Here is a 14,797-nt window from a genome sequence, read left to right as displayed (position 1 = left end):
TATGGATACGAGGCCTGAAAACCCGCCACGCGCCATTGCGGGATTGTCCGCGTATCTGTCGCAGGGGCTTATCGGTCACGCGCATCTGGTGGACTCTCTTTTGATCGCGCTGCTGGAAGGTGGTCATCTTCTTGTAGAAGGTCCGCCCGGGCTGGCGAAGACACGGGCGGTCAAATGGCTGTCAAACGCTGTCGAGGGCGGCTTTGCCCGTATTCAATGCACACCTGACCTGATGCCCTCTGATCTGACCGGAACACCGGTTTACCAGCCTCAGGAAGGCCGCTTTGAGTTTGTTCCGGGGCCGGTGTTTCACACTCTGGTGCTGGTTGACGAGATCAACCGCGCGCCGCCAAAGGTGCAGTCTGCCTTGTTGGAGGCCATGGCAGAACACCAGGTTACGGTTGGCAATGAAACATACGCTCTGCCGGATCCCTTTCTGGTCGTGGCGACCCAGAACCCCATTGAACATGACGGGACCTTTCCCTTGCCCGAGGCGCAATTGGACAGGTTTCTGCTGCATGTCGTACTGACATTGCCGGATCTGGAAACGGAACGTGAGATTCTTGATCTGGTCATCGCCGAAACCCGGAATGGGCCTCCGGACGCGCAGCGGATGACGCTTGAAGAGCTGAAGATTGCCCGCACCGAAGCGCAGTCGGTTCACGTCGCGCCAGAATTGCGGGACTATATCGTACGGCTTGTGCTTGCCACCCGTGAAGGTCCGTTTTCCGAATATATCGAACACGCAGTCTCGCCGCGCGGGTCATTGGCCCTGGCCTCGGCATCGCGCGCGCGCGCCTATCTGCGGGGCCGGGATTTCGCCCTGCCTGAAGATGTCGCCGCTGTTGCGCCCGATGCGCTGGCCCACCGCATGGTGCTGACCTGGAGAGCCGTTGCAGATGGGAAAAAGCCGCGCGAGTTGGTGGCCGACATTCTGAATGCGGTCGAGCCGCTGTGACGGGCGTGCTGGCACATGCGGGGGTTCGCCTGACGACCGAGGCCTTGATTGCATTGCGTCATATCGCATTGACCGACCGCGGCAACCCGACAATGGCGGCCCTGCCCGGAGGATTTCTGACCCGAAAGCGCGGGCAGGGCGTCGAGGTTGCTGATGTACGCGAATATGTGGACGGGGATGACATTCGTCATTTGGATCGCGGAACGACCGCCCGCACGGGGCGTATGCATATCCGGCAGTTTCAGGAGGAACAGGACCGCGTCGCCCTGTTGGTTGCGGATTTTCGTGCACCGATGTTCTGGGGCATCCAGCGGGCGTTTCTGTCAGTCGCTGCCGCCGAAGCCTTGACCCTGATCGGATGGTTCATAGTTGAAAGCGGCGGGCGTGTCGGTCTATTGGCGCTTACCCCCGGCGCACCCGTCATCGTCCCGTTGCGAGGGAAAACGCGCGGAATGCTGGATGTGATCGGTGGCCTGGTTCAGGCTCATGCGCGCAGTCTGACCGCGCTGCAAAAAGGTGAGGATGAAAGCTGGACGCTGGAACAGGCACTTGCCGGCGTTGAGCGCCTGACGCCGACGGGCGCCGAGATTATCATCGCGTCTGGCTTTGATCAGCAGGGAGAGGGCTTTTCGGACGTGCTGGACCGGCTCAATCATCGCCGCACCCCCAGACTGCTGCTTGTGACTGAAAGCAAAGCGCATGAGATGCCAAGAGGCTGGTATCCGATCCGCCTTTCAGATGGGCGGCAAAAGCGGGTCTATCTGGCCCGGGCAGAGCCTGCCGGCGAACTTGCGTTTCAGAAGGTGGCAACACATCCTGCGCTTGTCCTGAATGCCAGTGACCCGGTCGAACAAACCTCTCGTCGCATTTCGTCGGTTTTCGCGGCAAGATATGTGGCATGAGTGAGAAAGCACTCTCTGAAGCCACGATGCTGGCCAGCCTGCGGGATATCCATTTGCCCGCCGAGGCCGCAGGTGGGGCGGTTGCGGAATTCGCGGCTGTTCTTGGTATCGCGGCGCTGGCTTCGGTCGGCTGTGTCGCCATCTTGCGGTTGCTGAGTGTTAAGACCGCAGCAAACAGGCGGCCGGATCCACCGGATCGATCTGTTGAACAACCGGGGTGGTCCGTGGATCGCCGCAGGGTGGCTCTATTGCACAAACTGCGCGCTCAGAATCCGACGCGTTATGCAGAGTTGACGGGTGATCTTTATCGACCCGGTGGTGAACCGGATCTGGCGACCCTGCAAAAGGAGGTCGCTAGTCGTGTTTGAGCTTGCTGACCCCTGGATCTTGTTGGCGCTGCCATTGCCTCTTGTCATCACACGTTTGGTCAAGCCGCGGCCGGTTTTCGAGCGGGGGTTCCCAGTTCCGGACCGCATAGGCGGAATGCTTATGGCGGCCAGCCCGCAGGCTCAGGCCAGGACCCGGACTTTGGCGGACCTCCTGATTTTGTGGATCATTTGGGGGCTCATGATTTTTGCACTGTCCGGTCCGCGCCAACTGCAACCCGTCAGCGCCCTGAAAGTGTCCGGACGGGACCTTGCGATTGTTCTGGATCTTTCGGGATCGATGGTGCGGGAGGATTTTTATCTCGATGGGCGCCAGATCACCCGTTTGCAGGCGGTGACACGCGTTGGATCCGAGTTCGCCCGACGCCGCGCCGGCGACCGGGTGGCCTTGATTGTTTTCGGGTCCGAAGCCTATTTCGCCACGCCTTTCACTTTCGATACCGAGGCCGTCGCGCGACGGATCCAAGAGGCCACGATCGGTATCTCGGGCCGTGCGACAAACATATCCGATGGTCTGGGCCTTGCTTTGAAGCGCCTGGCCAACAGCCAGGCGGCGTCGCGGGTCGTCATTCTGTTGTCGGATGGAGTGAACAACGCGGGCGCCACGAACCCCGGTGGCGTGGCCGAACTGGCGGCCGAGATGGGGGTGCGGGTCCATACGATTGCTCTGGGCCCGAAAGACCTGCAAAGCGCCGAACCTGGTGAGCGCGGCGTCGTCGATGCGACAACCCTGCGCGCCATTGCCGAAATTTCAGGCGGCGAAGCGTTTCGCGTCAAAACCACCGATGATCTTGTCGACGTGACTCAGGCCTTGGATCGGCTGGAAGCGACGGACAGCGCGGGCCTTACGGCCGAGGTCTACCGATCATTCTGGACCTGGCCCGCAGCAATGGCGGCCGCACTTGCCCTGTTGGCGGCGTGGAGGCAAGCGTGATGATTGAGCTGGATGTCACTTTACTCAGACCGGTCTGGGGGCTTTTGCTGCCTGTCATCTGCGGGGCAGGGTGGTGGTTGCTTTCCCGTGCCGGAGGGTTCGGAGCCTGGGACAAGATCACCGACCCGCAGCTTGTCCAGGCGATGGCCGCGATCGGCCGGATCGAAGGCGGCTCCTTCCCGCTCAAACCCGCCGCCTTGCTTCTGACCGCCGGGATCGTCGCGATTGCCCTGACCGGCCCGGCAATCGAACGGCGCGACGCGCAGACCTATCGCAATCTGGATGGCGTATTGTTCCTTGTGGATGCATCTGACAGCGTGGCGGAAGGCGACCGCTGGCCGCAACTGCTGAGCATGGGGCGTTTGGGTGTCAGTGCGCTTGGGTCCCGCCCCGGCGGCATCATCGTTTACGCGGGCGATGCCTATGTCGCCACGGATATGACCACCGATCACCGCCAATTGGGTCAAACGCTGTCGCTCATCGATGGACAGACCGTTCCGGACAAGGGATCGCGACCCGAACGCGCGCTGGCTTTGGCTTTGCAGCGGATGGAAGGGGCGGGCATCCTGGCCGGGGACGTCGTCCTGTTCACTGACGGGGACGGGCTGGGATCACCCTCATTGCAGCGGGTCGCATTGCTTGCTGCACGAGGGGTGCGCGTGTCCTTGGTGTCGGCTCACCGCACGACTGCGCAAATCCAAACCCACGCCGCGCTCGGCGGTGGCGCTGTCTTCACTTTGGACCAGTCAGATGATCTGGCCAATTGGCTGGCAGATGATGCCGCAACCCGCTTGATACGGGCGGACTATCCGGTGCTGTTCTGGCATGATCTGGGGCGGTACTTTCTGTATTTCGCATTGCTCCCCCTGCTGTTTTTGTTCTGGAGGGAAGGGGCATGAGGTGGTTCGCGATTGCAGGTGCCACTTGTATTGCCGTTGCCTTTGCGCTGGGCGGCGCTGCCCCTTTTGGCCGCGTCGCATTGGCAATCGGTCTGTATCCAATGGCTGCAAAGCTGTTTTCCGACCCTGACTGGCAAGGTGTTGCCTTCTACCGTGCGGGCGTTTTTGACAAAGCAGCCAGTGCTTTCGAGCACGCCGGGAACCAGTACAACCTCGGCAATGCTTACGCCCGGACCGGCCAATTGGCCGCTGCGCTGGAAGCCTATGATCAGGCCATGGCCAGGGGAAACCTGGATGCCCAGGCGAATTTCGATGTGCTGGCCGCCTATTACGCAGGGCAGCAGATCACCCCAGAGGCGTTGAGCCTTTTCCCCGAACGGAAATCCGGCCCCAAGGCCGACAGTTTTGTCGCGCGCGGGAATGCGCGGGCGGCGGGAACCGGCAGTGAGGTCACGAACGCGAACACGATGCTGGGACTGGCGGAATTGGACAGTCGCGGGCAACTGGGCGTGCGCCGCATCTTTGATGACAAGTTCATGGTTGCCGATCTGCGCTGGCTCAATCAGCTTTCCGATGTTCCGGGTGAGTTCATGGCGGCACGGATCGCACACGAACATAAGCGCCGGGAAAAGCTTGGTCTTTCGCCTCCGGAAGCGGAGAACCCGGAATGAAGTGGCTGTTTCTGCTTCTTATTGCACTTCCGATGCAGGTTTTGGCGCAGTCGAAAACAGTGCTGCCCTCCGAGGCGTTGATCGAAGTTGCCATCGAAGACAATGCCCCGGTTCCCTTCACCCAAGAGATGGTGCTGTTGACGATCCGGGGTGTCTATCGTCGGCACATCACGCGCGAAGAGCTGATCCAACCCCGCCTGGATGGGTTCAGCTGGGCGCAACTGGGCCCGGACAGCTGGTCGGAGCAAAGGATCAATGGCCGGAAATACAAAGTGTTCACCCGACGGATGGCGATCTATCCTGTCGAGGCAGGCAAGCTTACAATTGGTCCGTTTGTGCACAGGTTGACCCTGACAGACGAAAATGACGACTGGTTCGAACACGAGATTCAATCAGAGCCGCTGACCATTCAGGTGGCGCAAGCCCCGGCCACCAAGGAGTGGTGGTTTCCGGTTCGCAAATTGCAGATTTCGGATCAGTGGTCGAATGCGCCGGATCAACTTGCACCGGGTGAGGGGGTCTTGCGCGTCATTCGACTGGAAGCTCTGGGCGCGACGCCCGAGATGATCCCGCCCATGCCCGAGTTGACTTCGCCTTCGGCCCTGATCTTCCCGCATCCTGAGAAACGGCTTGTCGAACTGACCCCGGAAGGGCCGGTCACCCATGCGTTCTGGCGCTGGACCATACGCCCTTCAAACGACACATCCGGCATCGTTGAACCCTTGCAATTCAGTTACTTTGATACCGTGGCCCGTGAAACCCGAGAGGTTGTCATCTCACCGCAACGCATTGCCTATGGCACGGCCATCGAAGACGTAAACCTTGGCGGCGCAGAGGCAGATGCGCCACCAGCAACGCTGTTGGGTTGGCCAATGGCCGCAACCGCCATTGTCGTTTTTCTGGCCGGTTTGGGGTTTGGAATGTCCGGTCACAAACTGGCCGTTTCAAGGGCACTGCGTCGCTTTGGGGTTTTTGATCCGTTGGCCCGGGAATTGCGACGCAGTGCTAGGGCTGGCCGCGCAGACAGGCTGCGGCAAGCGGCTTCTGCCATTCTGCGCCGCGACGGCCCTTCATCCAGTCGACTCAAGCACATGCAAGACTTTGACAGGCAGTATTTTGATCCCAATGCTGCGGCGCCCGATTTGAAGGCGTTTGCCAGGGTCTTCCTCGGGAACCAGACCGGCTGAGTCATCAAGCATTTGTTATCTATGGTATCTTTCGCGTGTCTCAAAATGAAACAGTTGAACTGATCGGGAAATGCTGTACCTTTCCTGTCGGAGGAGAAGCAATGCACATTGCGGGATGCCCTAAACCGGTGGACCAGGTGTCCAGCGTGCTTATCGTGGATGATCATCCGCTGTTCAGCGATGCCTTGGCCGCGGCGTTGCAGCTGAGCTTCGAGAACTGCCGAATTGAAAAAGCCAACACGCTGAAGCAGACACTTGAAATACTTGGCGCAGGCTTCAAGCCCGATCTGATCATGTTCGATCTGAAATTGCCGGACGTAACGGGTATCTCGGGTTTTCAGCAGCTACGGCAGCGCTGTCCGAATGCGCCGGTTCTGGTGATATCGTCACTGGCATCCGGAGAGTTGGTAAGATCTTTGCTGGACCACGGTGCGATGGGATTTCTGCCGAAAGATACGCCGGCGCAAACCCTGAAACACGCCATTCAGGAGATCACCTCTGGGCGGAGATACGTACCCACCGAATACAACCGCGTCGAAGAGCTGAAGCCCTCCGAAAGCACCGTCTACCAATCCAGCCCCGAGCTTTCATCACTGACGCCGCAGCAGGTTAAAATTCTCAAGCTTATCTGCGTGGGCCAATCCAACAAACAGATTGCATATGAGCTGTCGTTGGCCGAGGCGACGGTCAAGGCACATATCACCGCTTTGCTGCGCCGCCTTGGGGTGCGCAACCGGACCCAGGCCGCTGTTCTGGTCGACTCGGTTGTCGCCAGACAGTCGCGACACGAACCGGAGGTCAAATCCTTTCTTCAACACTAGGGGGGACACATGCGGGATCTGGAGCATGAACCAAATTTCATTGCGATTGGCCGTTCCGATGATTTGGACCCGACGACCGCCGTTGAAGAAGCCTGCGCGGAAATCGACAGTCTGTCGTCCTGCTTTGTCCTGGCCTTTATTCCCAGCACTCTTGACCCGGCAGAGGTGTCACGTTGCCTGAACAGAAGACTTGCGGGTGTTCCAGTATTTGGCTGCACTACCGCAGGTCAAATCACGCGATCGGGTTATGAATCCCATGCGCTTTTGCTGTTGGCCTTTCCAAAGTCCAACTTTCGGTGTTCGTCCATTTTGTTCGAGTCGCTCAGGCCGCTCAATTCAATGGAGATCGCTGCCGCAGCGCAGCGGTTGGCCGAAAGATTCCGCCACACGGCGGGGTGGAACAGGCTGGCTCTGGTGTTTACGGATGGATTGTCCAAGCAGGAAGACTTGCTGGTTTCAACGCTGGAAACCGTTCTGGATGGATTGCCGATATTTGGCGGCTCTGCCGGGGATGGCCTTCAATATGAAGAGACGTTCGTTTTTCACGGTGGCAGCGCGCACAACAATGCTGCCGTCCTGTTGTTGATTGAAACCAACCTTGGTTTTCAGGGTATCGGTTTTGATCATTTCCTGCCCATCGGGTCAGAGATCATCATCACCGACGCCAACCCGGAAGAACGGGTGGTGTATGAGATCAACGGGGCGCCGGCAGCGCAGGAATATGCACGACTGGTCGGGTGCGCGGCCGAAGATCTTTCGCCACTGGTATTCGCGGAAAACCCGCTGCTTCTCAGACAGAACCTCAATTACTATGTACGTGCCATTCGTGAACCGATGGAGGGGGGATCCCTGTCTTTTCTAGCGGCGATCGATGACGGCCTTATCATGACACTGGGGCGCGGGAAGGAGATTATTGAAACGCTCGAAGCTGGGTTGAATGTGCGCGACAACACCGGGACGGCCCCGGATTTCATTCTTGGATTCGACTGTATTCTGCGGAAACTCGAAATCGAACAGAAGCAGTTGAGCAAACAGGTTTCGGATGTTTTGCAATCCCACCGGGTGGTTGGCTTCAACACCTACGGCGAACAGCAATCCGGCGTTCACATGAACCAGACCTTTGTAGGGGTCGCTTTCTTTGAACCCGAAAAGCGGGAACTGAGCTGATCATGCTTAATCCTGACGACCCGCCAGAGATCCAGATATCCAAACAGGCCAAGATCATTGATGCGCTGATGCGGCGCGCCAACCGTCAGAAAGATGTAGGCCCGTCCGCCTTTCTGGCGTTTCAATCGGCGATAGAGTTGCAGCAGCAGGTGATGAAGCAGAGTCGCGATCTGGAACGCGCGACCACCGAACTTGAAAGCGCCAGATACGAACGCGAACAAACCCGCAAGAGCCTCGTCAAGGCCCTGTCTTCCATGGAAGAAGGGTTTGCGCTGTTCACGGATGGTGATTTGAACCTGTGCAACGAGCTGTTTCAGGCGATCTTCCCGGATATGTCTGATGTTGTCGGGCCCGGCCTCAGCCTGGGTCGGTTTTTTCTGTTGGTGCAGAACAGTCCTGAATTCGTATCGTCCGATAATGGCATATCGAAAATGCTGGATGCGCTTGAGCGCAATTGCCATACCGGGATGGTGTCCAGCGACGTGATCGAACTGCGTGGGGATCGTTGGTATCAACTCAGCGCACAATACACGTCGCCTCAGAATGTGGTCATTCTGTTGACCGATATCACATCCGTTGTTCGCAGAAACCGTGATGAGAAAGAAACCCTTATTGACCGTCAGGAGGACTACCTTAAGGCGGTTTTCCAAAACATGAGCTCAGGCGTTTGCACGTTTTCGTCAGATACGAAGATCATGATGCACAATGCGCGGTTCCGGGAAATACTGAACCTGCCGCTATCCGTCTTGCAGGCAAATATGCCAGTGCAAACGCTTTTGGATCTGATGCGGGCGCGTGGGCTGATCAAGGCCGATGATGAACTCAGGATCGGCAAGTGGCAACACGAGCTGAAAAGCCGTGGCTGGTTGCGCAAACGTGTGCGCGACGGATCAGACCGCGTATTGGACATTCAGGTCAACCAGCTGCCGGATGGTGGTTTTCTGGTCGAGCTGAAAGACGTAACGTTCGAAGCACGCGCGACCGAAACCCTGGAAAACCGGGTTATGGAACGCACGGCAGAGTTGACCCATGCCAACGCCAAGCTGGTTCAGGAATACGAAGAAAAAGCGCGGGTGGAAGAGGCGCTGCGGATCGCAAAGGAACGCGCCGAAGCTGCGGTTTCTTCCAAGACACGATTTCTTGCGGCCGCCAGCCACGACCTGCTTCAACCGATCAATGCCGCAAAACTCATGATCTCGACCCTGCTGGAGATCACGCGTGAGACAGAGCTTCATGAGATGATGGAGCGGTTGGACGGTGCGTTTGGATCTGCTGAACAACTGTTGCACTCATTGCTGGATATATCGCGGCTTGAAACCGCTGACCCGGACACGGTCTCACCCACAGAAGTTAGCCTTGCTACGATGATTGCAGGGATACAGGGCGACCAAACGCTGGTGGCCGAGAGCAAGAATGTGACGCTTGATGTGGTTCCGTGTTCGGAAATCGTGAAATCCGACCCGGTCTATCTGTTGCGCTCGATCCAGAATTTGGTCGTGAATGCCATCCAGTATACCGAACCGGGTGGTCGGGTTCTGGTGGGGTGCCGCAGGCGCGGCGACAAGGTCATTTTGCAGGTCTGGGATACGGGTATCGGTATCGCACGCAAAGACCAGGAACGCGTGTTCGAGGAATTCACTCGGGCCGAAAACGTGCCATTGGGGTCCGGCATGGGACTGGGTTTGTCCGTCGTGGACCGCGCCTGCCGGCTGTTGGGTCACAAGCTGTCGCTGCGGTCCAAACCTGGCATTGGTTCAGTGTTCAGCATAGAAATGGACAGGGTCGAAAGTGGGCCAAGCACCATCGAACCCTTGGATCTTCTGGCCAATACGGGCGACGTGCCGTTGGATTTCATCATTCTGGTGATTGAAAATGACCGCGATGTTCTTTTTGGAACAACCCAGTGGCTGGAACAGAACGGCGCCAGTGTTCTGCCGGCTCGGTCGCCGAAGGAAGCGCTGCAATTCATAAAAGACATAGGAATGCCCCCGGATATCATTCTGGCCGACTATCAATTGGATGATGGGGAAACTGGCGTGATGGCCATTCACCGGATCCGAGAGATGACGCAGACTCAAGTTCCGGCGATTCTGATCACGGCTGATCGCAGCGAAGCGTTGCGCAAAGACGGATTGCGGCATGAAATTTCGGTTATGGCGAAACCGGTCAAGCTGCCTCGGCTGCGGTCCTTGATCTTTTGGAAGATACAGAATGCCCTGCACGCGCAAACGCTCAACACCGACAAAAGTCGGCGATGACATGGGGCGATTTGCCCATACTCTCATCCTTGGGAGGGCCAGGTTATGAGAAGGATTCTTTGCGGCATCGCCGTTTTGTTTCTGAGTTTGAAAGCCGTTTCCGCGGCATCGGTTGATGCCGAGCAAGCCTATGATTTGCTGTTCCAAAATGGCGTTCTGGACACAATCGAACGTGACAAGGAATTAATCTATCAGCGTACCGTCACAAACCGGCTAAGACCCGATGCGGCGGAACGCGATACCGGTCTTATCTCTGTCAGTTTTTTGGATGACGGGAACGAGATGGCCCATCTGGAATTTCGCCAAGATGACAAACACCGCGCCATGGGTGTTTTTCCGGCCAGCGTCGGCAATCCGATGATCATGGTTTTCTATGAAAGCGCCATCCGGGATATGGCCGAGTCCGCCGGAGGCAGCCCGTTTTACATCCGAAACCGTATCAAGGATGCGCTGGTTCAACCTGCCGAGATCGTCGAAGGCGAGGCGGCGATTGGTGGCAGAACCATCCCCGTTCGGACCATTTTCATGCGTCCTTTCGCCGAGGATCCGAACCGCGACCGGATGCAAGGGTTCGGAGACCTAGTTCTTCGCGTCACGGTGTCAGAAGAGGTTCCGGGCTGGTATCTGAGCCTTGTGGCGGAAGCTGTTTCCGAACGTGACGGCACGGCCGTTTATCGATCGGAAATGCGGTTTGAAGGAATGCAGGAGGGTCGCGAATGAAAACGTCAGGCCAAATTCGGGAACGCAGCCGCATGACCTTTACGGCCCTGGTCGCGGGCATTCTGGCCGCGCCCATTGCAGCGTCAGCACAAAGCGTTGCGGATCGGCTCAATGACTACCCGACCGCGGCGCGCGCGGATTACGTGTTTGCATGTATGGTCACCAACGGTCAAACCCGCGAGATGCTGGATAGGTGTTCATGCTCGATCGATTTGATCGCTTCGATCCTGCCGTATGAGCATTATGAACAGGCGGAAACTGTTCTGTCTATGCGTCGGGTCGGGGGAGAGCGTATGGCGTTTTTCAAAAGCGCGGTACTGGCCGAAAACATGGTGGCTGACCTGCGCCGGGCGCAGGCAGAAGCCGAGGTTGTCTGTTTCCGATAAACGCAGGCCCGTCCGTCAGCTGGCCGCTGCTTTGGGCAGGTCTTTTTCGAACGTGTTGCCCTCGGTATCCGTTGCCTTGACCGTCAACATGGTCGAGCCGTTGTCATTGTAGGCAAAACGGAAAGCCGGGTTTTCCGAGATCGAGATGCCGCCATCCATCGTGAACAGCAACTCATCGCCCTGCCAGACTTCGATATGGTCGATGAAATGCGCGGGGATGAACAGTTGCGTCACCTGATCGCGTTGCAGGCCGGAATAGTTCGGATGGCGGATCATGATCTGAGCTTCTCGGCGTGATGTGGAAATCTGCGCCTCTTCCCCAAAGCTGCGCAGCTTCATCTTGCCCATGGACGCCAATGCGACCTCTGGGTCTTTGCTGGCCGGTGCCGAACAGCCGCCCGATGCTTTGACAAACCGGCCTGTCATATGAAGCCCGTCCGGCGTTTCAGCGATCACGCGTACATTTGAATATTGGTTCACGCGAACGCGCATCTCGAAATCCAACTGACCCATGGCCGGTGAAAAGCTGAAGACGCCGGCGATCGGGGCCGGGTTTTCGTCGATCACGACGGTGGCAGCAGAAATCTGGGCATCGGGATCAAGCTGTTTCAAAACGATCGGCACCGTTGCGGCATCATGCGCCCGGTATGGGGCGTCCAGCGAAAGCAGCGTGTCCGCGTTCCCGATCTGGGCGTCGCCCACGACATCGTATTGCAGGTCCTTCCAGGTTTCGCTGTCGACCAGCGGATTTTTGATCGGCTGCTGTGCCCATGCAGGCAGGGACAGCGCAAGAGAAAGGATCGCTGCGGGTGCTAGTGCTCTGGCCATGGTGTCTCCTCCGGCAACCGGTGGCCAAGAATGTGCCACAAAATGCGGGGAAAATACATGCCGACGAAAGGCGCGGTGGTTCGGGCAGAGATCTGTGCCAATGTTCCGGTCGGAGGGCTGCCATGTTTGAAGCCGTAATTTTGCTATGCGCGCAGGTCGCGGCAGAGCCTTGCAGAGAACAACTTTTGCCGGGTTACGAAGCCCGATCCCAGGCTGAATGCGAGCAGAAGCTGAAATCAACTCCTCCGCCGCTGTCCGATCGGCGCAGCGGCGCGCCTTATTGCCAACCCATTGGCCTGGCTCTGGAATTTGAAGAAGCTGCGCCGGGTCTGTTCGTGCATCGCGGCTTGATAGCGGAACCCGACGCGGACAATCTGGGCGACGTGTCCAATATCGGGTTTGTCATTGGCCAGGAGAGTGTCGCAGTGATTGACACGGGAACGGCACCATGGATAGGCGAGGCTGTCTGGCGGGCCATTCGGGCCGAGACGGACAAGCCAGTCAGTCACGTAATTTTGACTCACATGCATCCCGATCACACATTGGGTACAGAGCCTTTGGTCCTTTCAGGTGCGCAGGTTGTTGGCCATGTGGGGCTGGAGAGAGCGTTGCTGGACCGGTTGGGCAACTATGTCGAAAGCCTGAGCGCCGCGATCGGCGAAAGCGCCTATGTGGGCATCGGGCCGATTTCCGTCGACATCGCCGTCGAAACCACGCACGAGATTGATCTGGGTGGGCGCAAACTGATCCTGCGGGCCTGGCCCCGGGCACATACCGGGAATGACTTGACCGTGATGGATGCAAACACCGGCGTCATGTTCACCGGCGATCTTGTATTTCACCGGCACACCCCGGCATTGGATGGTCAACTGATAGGCTGGCAACGCGTCTTGAAACAGATGACCGGGCTTGAGGTCACCCAAATCGTACCGGGCCATGGTGGGCCGATCCTGGCGTGGCCTGAAGGGGCCGAGGATATGATGCGCTATTTGAACGTGCTGGAAAGCGACACACGCAAAGCAATCGACAGTGGCCAGCGGTTGGGGGATGCGGTTGAAACGATCGCTCAGGAAGAAGCAGTGCACTGGGACTTGTTTGACACCTACAACCCGCGCAATGCAACGGTCGCATTCACCGAACTCGAATGGGAATAGCCCGGTCAGCGAATGGCCCGATCCACGTTTTTCGCTTCGTTCAGATTGGCCTGATCTGCGCCCTGAACATCAGTCAGCCGCGTCGCCGTCAAATCGGCGTTCGTAAAATCGGCACCGGACAAAGTGGCCCCTGACAGGTCAGCCCCGCCCAATGTGGCCATCGACAAATCGGCATTGGTGAAATTGGCGTTAGGCAATTTGGCAAATTCCAGATCGGCGCGGGACATTTGCGCATCAGTGAAATCCACGTCCGATCCACGAGCCGAGGACAGAACACCGCGCATAAGCCCCATGGATTGGTTGCGCATGTCGGCCGAAAAATCCGCCCCTTTGAATACTGCCCGGTTCAGATTGGCCTTGGTAAAATCGGCGGCTGTTCTGGCATTTGTGAAATCCGTATCGCTCAGATCCGCCCGGCTGAGCTGGGTCTGGAACAGCTCGGCCCCGACAAGCGATGCGCCTGAAAGGTTGGCGCCGATCATCCAGGATTGGCTGAGAATCGCGCCGTCCAGAGTGGATCCCGACAAATTGGTGCCGTTCAATGACGTCGCCCGCAGGATTGCGTTGCTGAAATCCAACCCGGACAAGTCGAGATTGTTCAGCCAGACCCGGGTGAAATCGGCAGGGGCGTCGGCCGTTGCAGCCGCAAGCTGGGCCACGACATCGACGCGGGTCATTTGCGCTTGGGTCATTTTGGGCAGGGTCATGTCAACGCCGCTGAGCGGGGACTGGCCCAGGGCCGAGAGGGGCGACAGCGTCAGAAAGATGATCAATACGTGTTTCATGTGTCCCTCCTTGCCCCCGAGGGCGCTGCGTCAACCCTGGTCTGAGGTCAATTGTTGCAGCATTTGCGAAATCGCGAACAGGCGCCGCTCGATGATTTGCGGCGTTTCACACAGATAGGTGATCGAGCGTTGACGGTCAGAATAGATAAGCTGATCCCAATCCAGCTGCTCTTCCAGGGCGTCAACGCGGTCATGGTCGGGCGGGTCGGAAGACAGGGCTTGGTCCATTTCCACCCTGGCCAGATCAATCTTTTCTGCCAGATCGATCTGCTTGAGCGAAAACTCTCCGATCCCCGCGATGATGTGCTTGCGCCTTTTGGACAAGGTGTCAAAGACGCGCTGGAACACCTGACCCAGAATATCCGGATCCCCATTGTACCGCGCGGCGAACTCTGCAACCTGGGGCCGAAGGTCTTCCAGTTCGATCCGCCTCAGGGCCAACAGCCCGGCGATTTCGTCGATGTCGGCAGTGTTTTTAGCGGTTTCGCCGTCAACAACCTGATACGGCCACATGAGGCCCAGCGACAGGTCCTCGACCTTGCGCTGAATGCACGGCCATGTTGGATCGGAGAAATCCGCAGCCAAGCCAGGGCCAGCCGCACCCAGACAGGCCAGCGCCAAAACAATCAGCTTGCCGTTTGACATCACAGCTTTCCTCCACGCGGACATCATGCATGAAATGTGCGCGCGAAGTCCATTCAACCCAATACACACCATTGTCTTAATTGTTTGCACGTGGTG

Annotated in this window: 16 protein-coding genes; 13 read left to right on the top strand and 3 right to left on the bottom strand. The window is 58.0% G+C overall.

Annotated features, from left to right (window positions below):
* The first annotated feature begins 1 nt into the window (after position 1).
* The 12 genes from ACR0I0_RS07995 (at position 2) to ACR0I0_RS07940 (ending at position 11,289) form a co-directional block, all read left to right on the top strand.
* Positions 2-958 (top strand): AAA family ATPase, encoded by a 957-nt coding sequence (locus ACR0I0_RS07995; RefSeq protein ID WP_171205901.1) that lies wholly within the window; start codon positions 2-4, stop codon positions 956-958.
* A gap of 5 nt (positions 959-963) precedes the next feature.
* Entirely contained in the window at positions 964-1,860 is an 897-nt protein-coding gene (locus ACR0I0_RS07990) for a DUF58 domain-containing protein (protein WP_480490878.1), read from the top strand.
* Positions 1,857-2,228, top strand: coding sequence for a hypothetical protein (locus ACR0I0_RS07985; protein WP_171637203.1), 372 nt, complete (start codon positions 1,857-1,859; stop codon positions 2,226-2,228). The genes ACR0I0_RS07990 and ACR0I0_RS07985 overlap by 4 nt, the downstream gene beginning before the upstream one ends.
* On the top strand, positions 2,221-3,180 hold the full coding sequence (locus tag ACR0I0_RS07980) for a VWA domain-containing protein (RefSeq protein WP_210093080.1): 960 nt from the start codon (positions 2,221-2,223) through the stop codon (positions 3,178-3,180). Before ACR0I0_RS07985 ends, ACR0I0_RS07980 begins: the two co-directional genes overlap by 8 nt.
* Entirely contained in the window at positions 3,180-4,079 is a 900-nt protein-coding gene (locus ACR0I0_RS07975; RefSeq protein WP_480491068.1) for a vWA domain-containing protein, read from the top strand. Before ACR0I0_RS07980 ends, ACR0I0_RS07975 begins: the two co-directional genes overlap by 1 nt.
* Positions 4,076-4,750 carry a tetratricopeptide repeat protein gene (locus tag ACR0I0_RS07970; RefSeq protein ID WP_171637199.1) on the top strand — a complete coding sequence of 225 codons (675 nt, stop codon included), beginning with the start codon at positions 4,076-4,078 and terminating at the stop codon, positions 4,748-4,750. The genes ACR0I0_RS07975 and ACR0I0_RS07970 overlap by 4 nt, the downstream gene beginning before the upstream one ends.
* Positions 4,747-5,937: a hypothetical protein gene (locus ACR0I0_RS07965; RefSeq protein WP_480490875.1), complete on the top strand. Its 1,191-nt coding sequence runs from the start codon at positions 4,747-4,749 to the stop codon at positions 5,935-5,937. The genes ACR0I0_RS07970 and ACR0I0_RS07965 overlap by 4 nt, the downstream gene beginning before the upstream one ends.
* 101 nt (positions 5,938-6,038) lie before the next feature.
* A complete protein-coding gene (locus tag ACR0I0_RS07960) occupies positions 6,039-6,758 on the top strand; it encodes a response regulator (RefSeq protein WP_171118293.1) in 720 nt (239 codons plus the stop codon).
* Positions 6,759-6,767: 9 nt separating this feature from the next.
* Positions 6,768-7,925, top strand: coding sequence for an FIST N-terminal domain-containing protein (locus ACR0I0_RS07955; protein ID WP_171723923.1), 1,158 nt, complete (start codon positions 6,768-6,770; stop codon positions 7,923-7,925).
* Positions 7,926-7,927: 2 nt separating this feature from the next.
* Positions 7,928-10,183, top strand: a complete 2,256-nt coding sequence (locus ACR0I0_RS07950) for a hybrid sensor histidine kinase/response regulator (protein ID WP_171723922.1) — start codon at positions 7,928-7,930, stop codon at positions 10,181-10,183.
* A gap of 45 nt (positions 10,184-10,228) precedes the next feature.
* Positions 10,229-10,903: a hypothetical protein gene (locus ACR0I0_RS07945; RefSeq protein ID WP_480490873.1), complete on the top strand. Its 675-nt coding sequence runs from the start codon at positions 10,229-10,231 to the stop codon at positions 10,901-10,903.
* Positions 10,904-10,935: 32 nt separating this feature from the next.
* Complete coding sequence (locus tag ACR0I0_RS07940) at positions 10,936-11,289, top strand: hypothetical protein (protein ID WP_171637237.1); 354 nt, start codon at positions 10,936-10,938, stop codon at positions 11,287-11,289.
* Between the two features lie 15 nt (positions 11,290-11,304).
* Here the strand turns inward: ACR0I0_RS07940 and ACR0I0_RS07935 are convergent, their stop codons facing one another.
* Positions 11,305-12,117, bottom strand: coding sequence for a quinoprotein dehydrogenase-associated SoxYZ-like carrier (locus ACR0I0_RS07935; protein ID WP_171637193.1), 813 nt, complete (start codon positions 12,115-12,117; stop codon positions 11,305-11,307).
* Positions 12,118-12,239: 122 nt separating this feature from the next.
* On the opposite strand from ACR0I0_RS07935, the gene ACR0I0_RS07930 reads away from it, so the two are divergent.
* Positions 12,240-13,271, top strand: coding sequence for a quinoprotein relay system zinc metallohydrolase 2 (locus tag ACR0I0_RS07930; RefSeq protein ID WP_480490871.1), 1,032 nt, complete (start codon positions 12,240-12,242; stop codon positions 13,269-13,271).
* A gap of 5 nt (positions 13,272-13,276) precedes the next feature.
* Here ACR0I0_RS07930 and ACR0I0_RS07925 read toward each other — a convergent pair whose 3' ends face one another.
* Both ACR0I0_RS07925 and ACR0I0_RS07920 read right to left on the bottom strand, forming a co-directional pair.
* Complete coding sequence (locus tag ACR0I0_RS07925; protein ID WP_480490870.1) at positions 13,277-14,056, bottom strand: pentapeptide repeat-containing protein; 780 nt, start codon at positions 14,054-14,056, stop codon at positions 13,277-13,279.
* A gap of 30 nt (positions 14,057-14,086) precedes the next feature.
* Positions 14,087-14,701 (bottom strand): hypothetical protein, encoded by a 615-nt coding sequence (locus ACR0I0_RS07920; RefSeq protein ID WP_171637189.1) that lies wholly within the window; start codon positions 14,699-14,701, stop codon positions 14,087-14,089.
* Between the last annotated feature and the right edge of the window lie 96 nt (positions 14,702-14,797).

Source organism: Ruegeria sp. AG6 (genome assembly GCF_056541565.1).
Note: the sequence above shows the minus strand (reverse complement) of the source record. Positions and strands in the feature narration are given on the sequence as shown.

Coding starts and splice junctions, on each gene's coding strand:
- ACR0I0_RS07995 (WP_171205901.1), top strand. CDS start 2: ATGGATACGAGGCCTGAAAACCCGCCACGCGCCATTGCGGGATTGTCC.
- ACR0I0_RS07985 (WP_171637203.1), top strand. CDS start 1,857: ATGAGTGAGAAAGCACTCTCTGAAGCCACGATGCTGGCCAGCCTGCGG.
- ACR0I0_RS07975 (WP_480491068.1), top strand. CDS start 3,180: ATGATTGAGCTGGATGTCACTTTACTCAGACCGGTCTGGGGGCTTTTG.
- ACR0I0_RS07970 (WP_171637199.1), top strand. CDS start 4,076: ATGAGGTGGTTCGCGATTGCAGGTGCCACTTGTATTGCCGTTGCCTTT.
- ACR0I0_RS07965 (WP_480490875.1), top strand. CDS start 4,747: ATGAAGTGGCTGTTTCTGCTTCTTATTGCACTTCCGATGCAGGTTTTG.
- ACR0I0_RS07960 (WP_171118293.1), top strand. CDS start 6,039: ATGCACATTGCGGGATGCCCTAAACCGGTGGACCAGGTGTCCAGCGTG.
- ACR0I0_RS07955 (WP_171723923.1), top strand. CDS start 6,768: ATGCGGGATCTGGAGCATGAACCAAATTTCATTGCGATTGGCCGTTCC.
- ACR0I0_RS07950 (WP_171723922.1), top strand. CDS start 7,928: ATGCTTAATCCTGACGACCCGCCAGAGATCCAGATATCCAAACAGGCC.
- ACR0I0_RS07945 (WP_480490873.1), top strand. CDS start 10,229: ATGAGAAGGATTCTTTGCGGCATCGCCGTTTTGTTTCTGAGTTTGAAA.
- ACR0I0_RS07940 (WP_171637237.1), top strand. CDS start 10,936: ATGACCTTTACGGCCCTGGTCGCGGGCATTCTGGCCGCGCCCATTGCA.
- ACR0I0_RS07935 (WP_171637193.1), bottom strand. CDS start 12,117: ATGGCCAGAGCACTAGCACCCGCAGCGATCCTTTCTCTTGCGCTGTCC.
- ACR0I0_RS07930 (WP_480490871.1), top strand. CDS start 12,240: ATGTTTGAAGCCGTAATTTTGCTATGCGCGCAGGTCGCGGCAGAGCCT.
- ACR0I0_RS07925 (WP_480490870.1), bottom strand. CDS start 14,056: ATGAAACACGTATTGATCATCTTTCTGACGCTGTCGCCCCTCTCGGCC.
- ACR0I0_RS07920 (WP_171637189.1), bottom strand. CDS start 14,701: ATGTCAAACGGCAAGCTGATTGTTTTGGCGCTGGCCTGTCTGGGTGCG.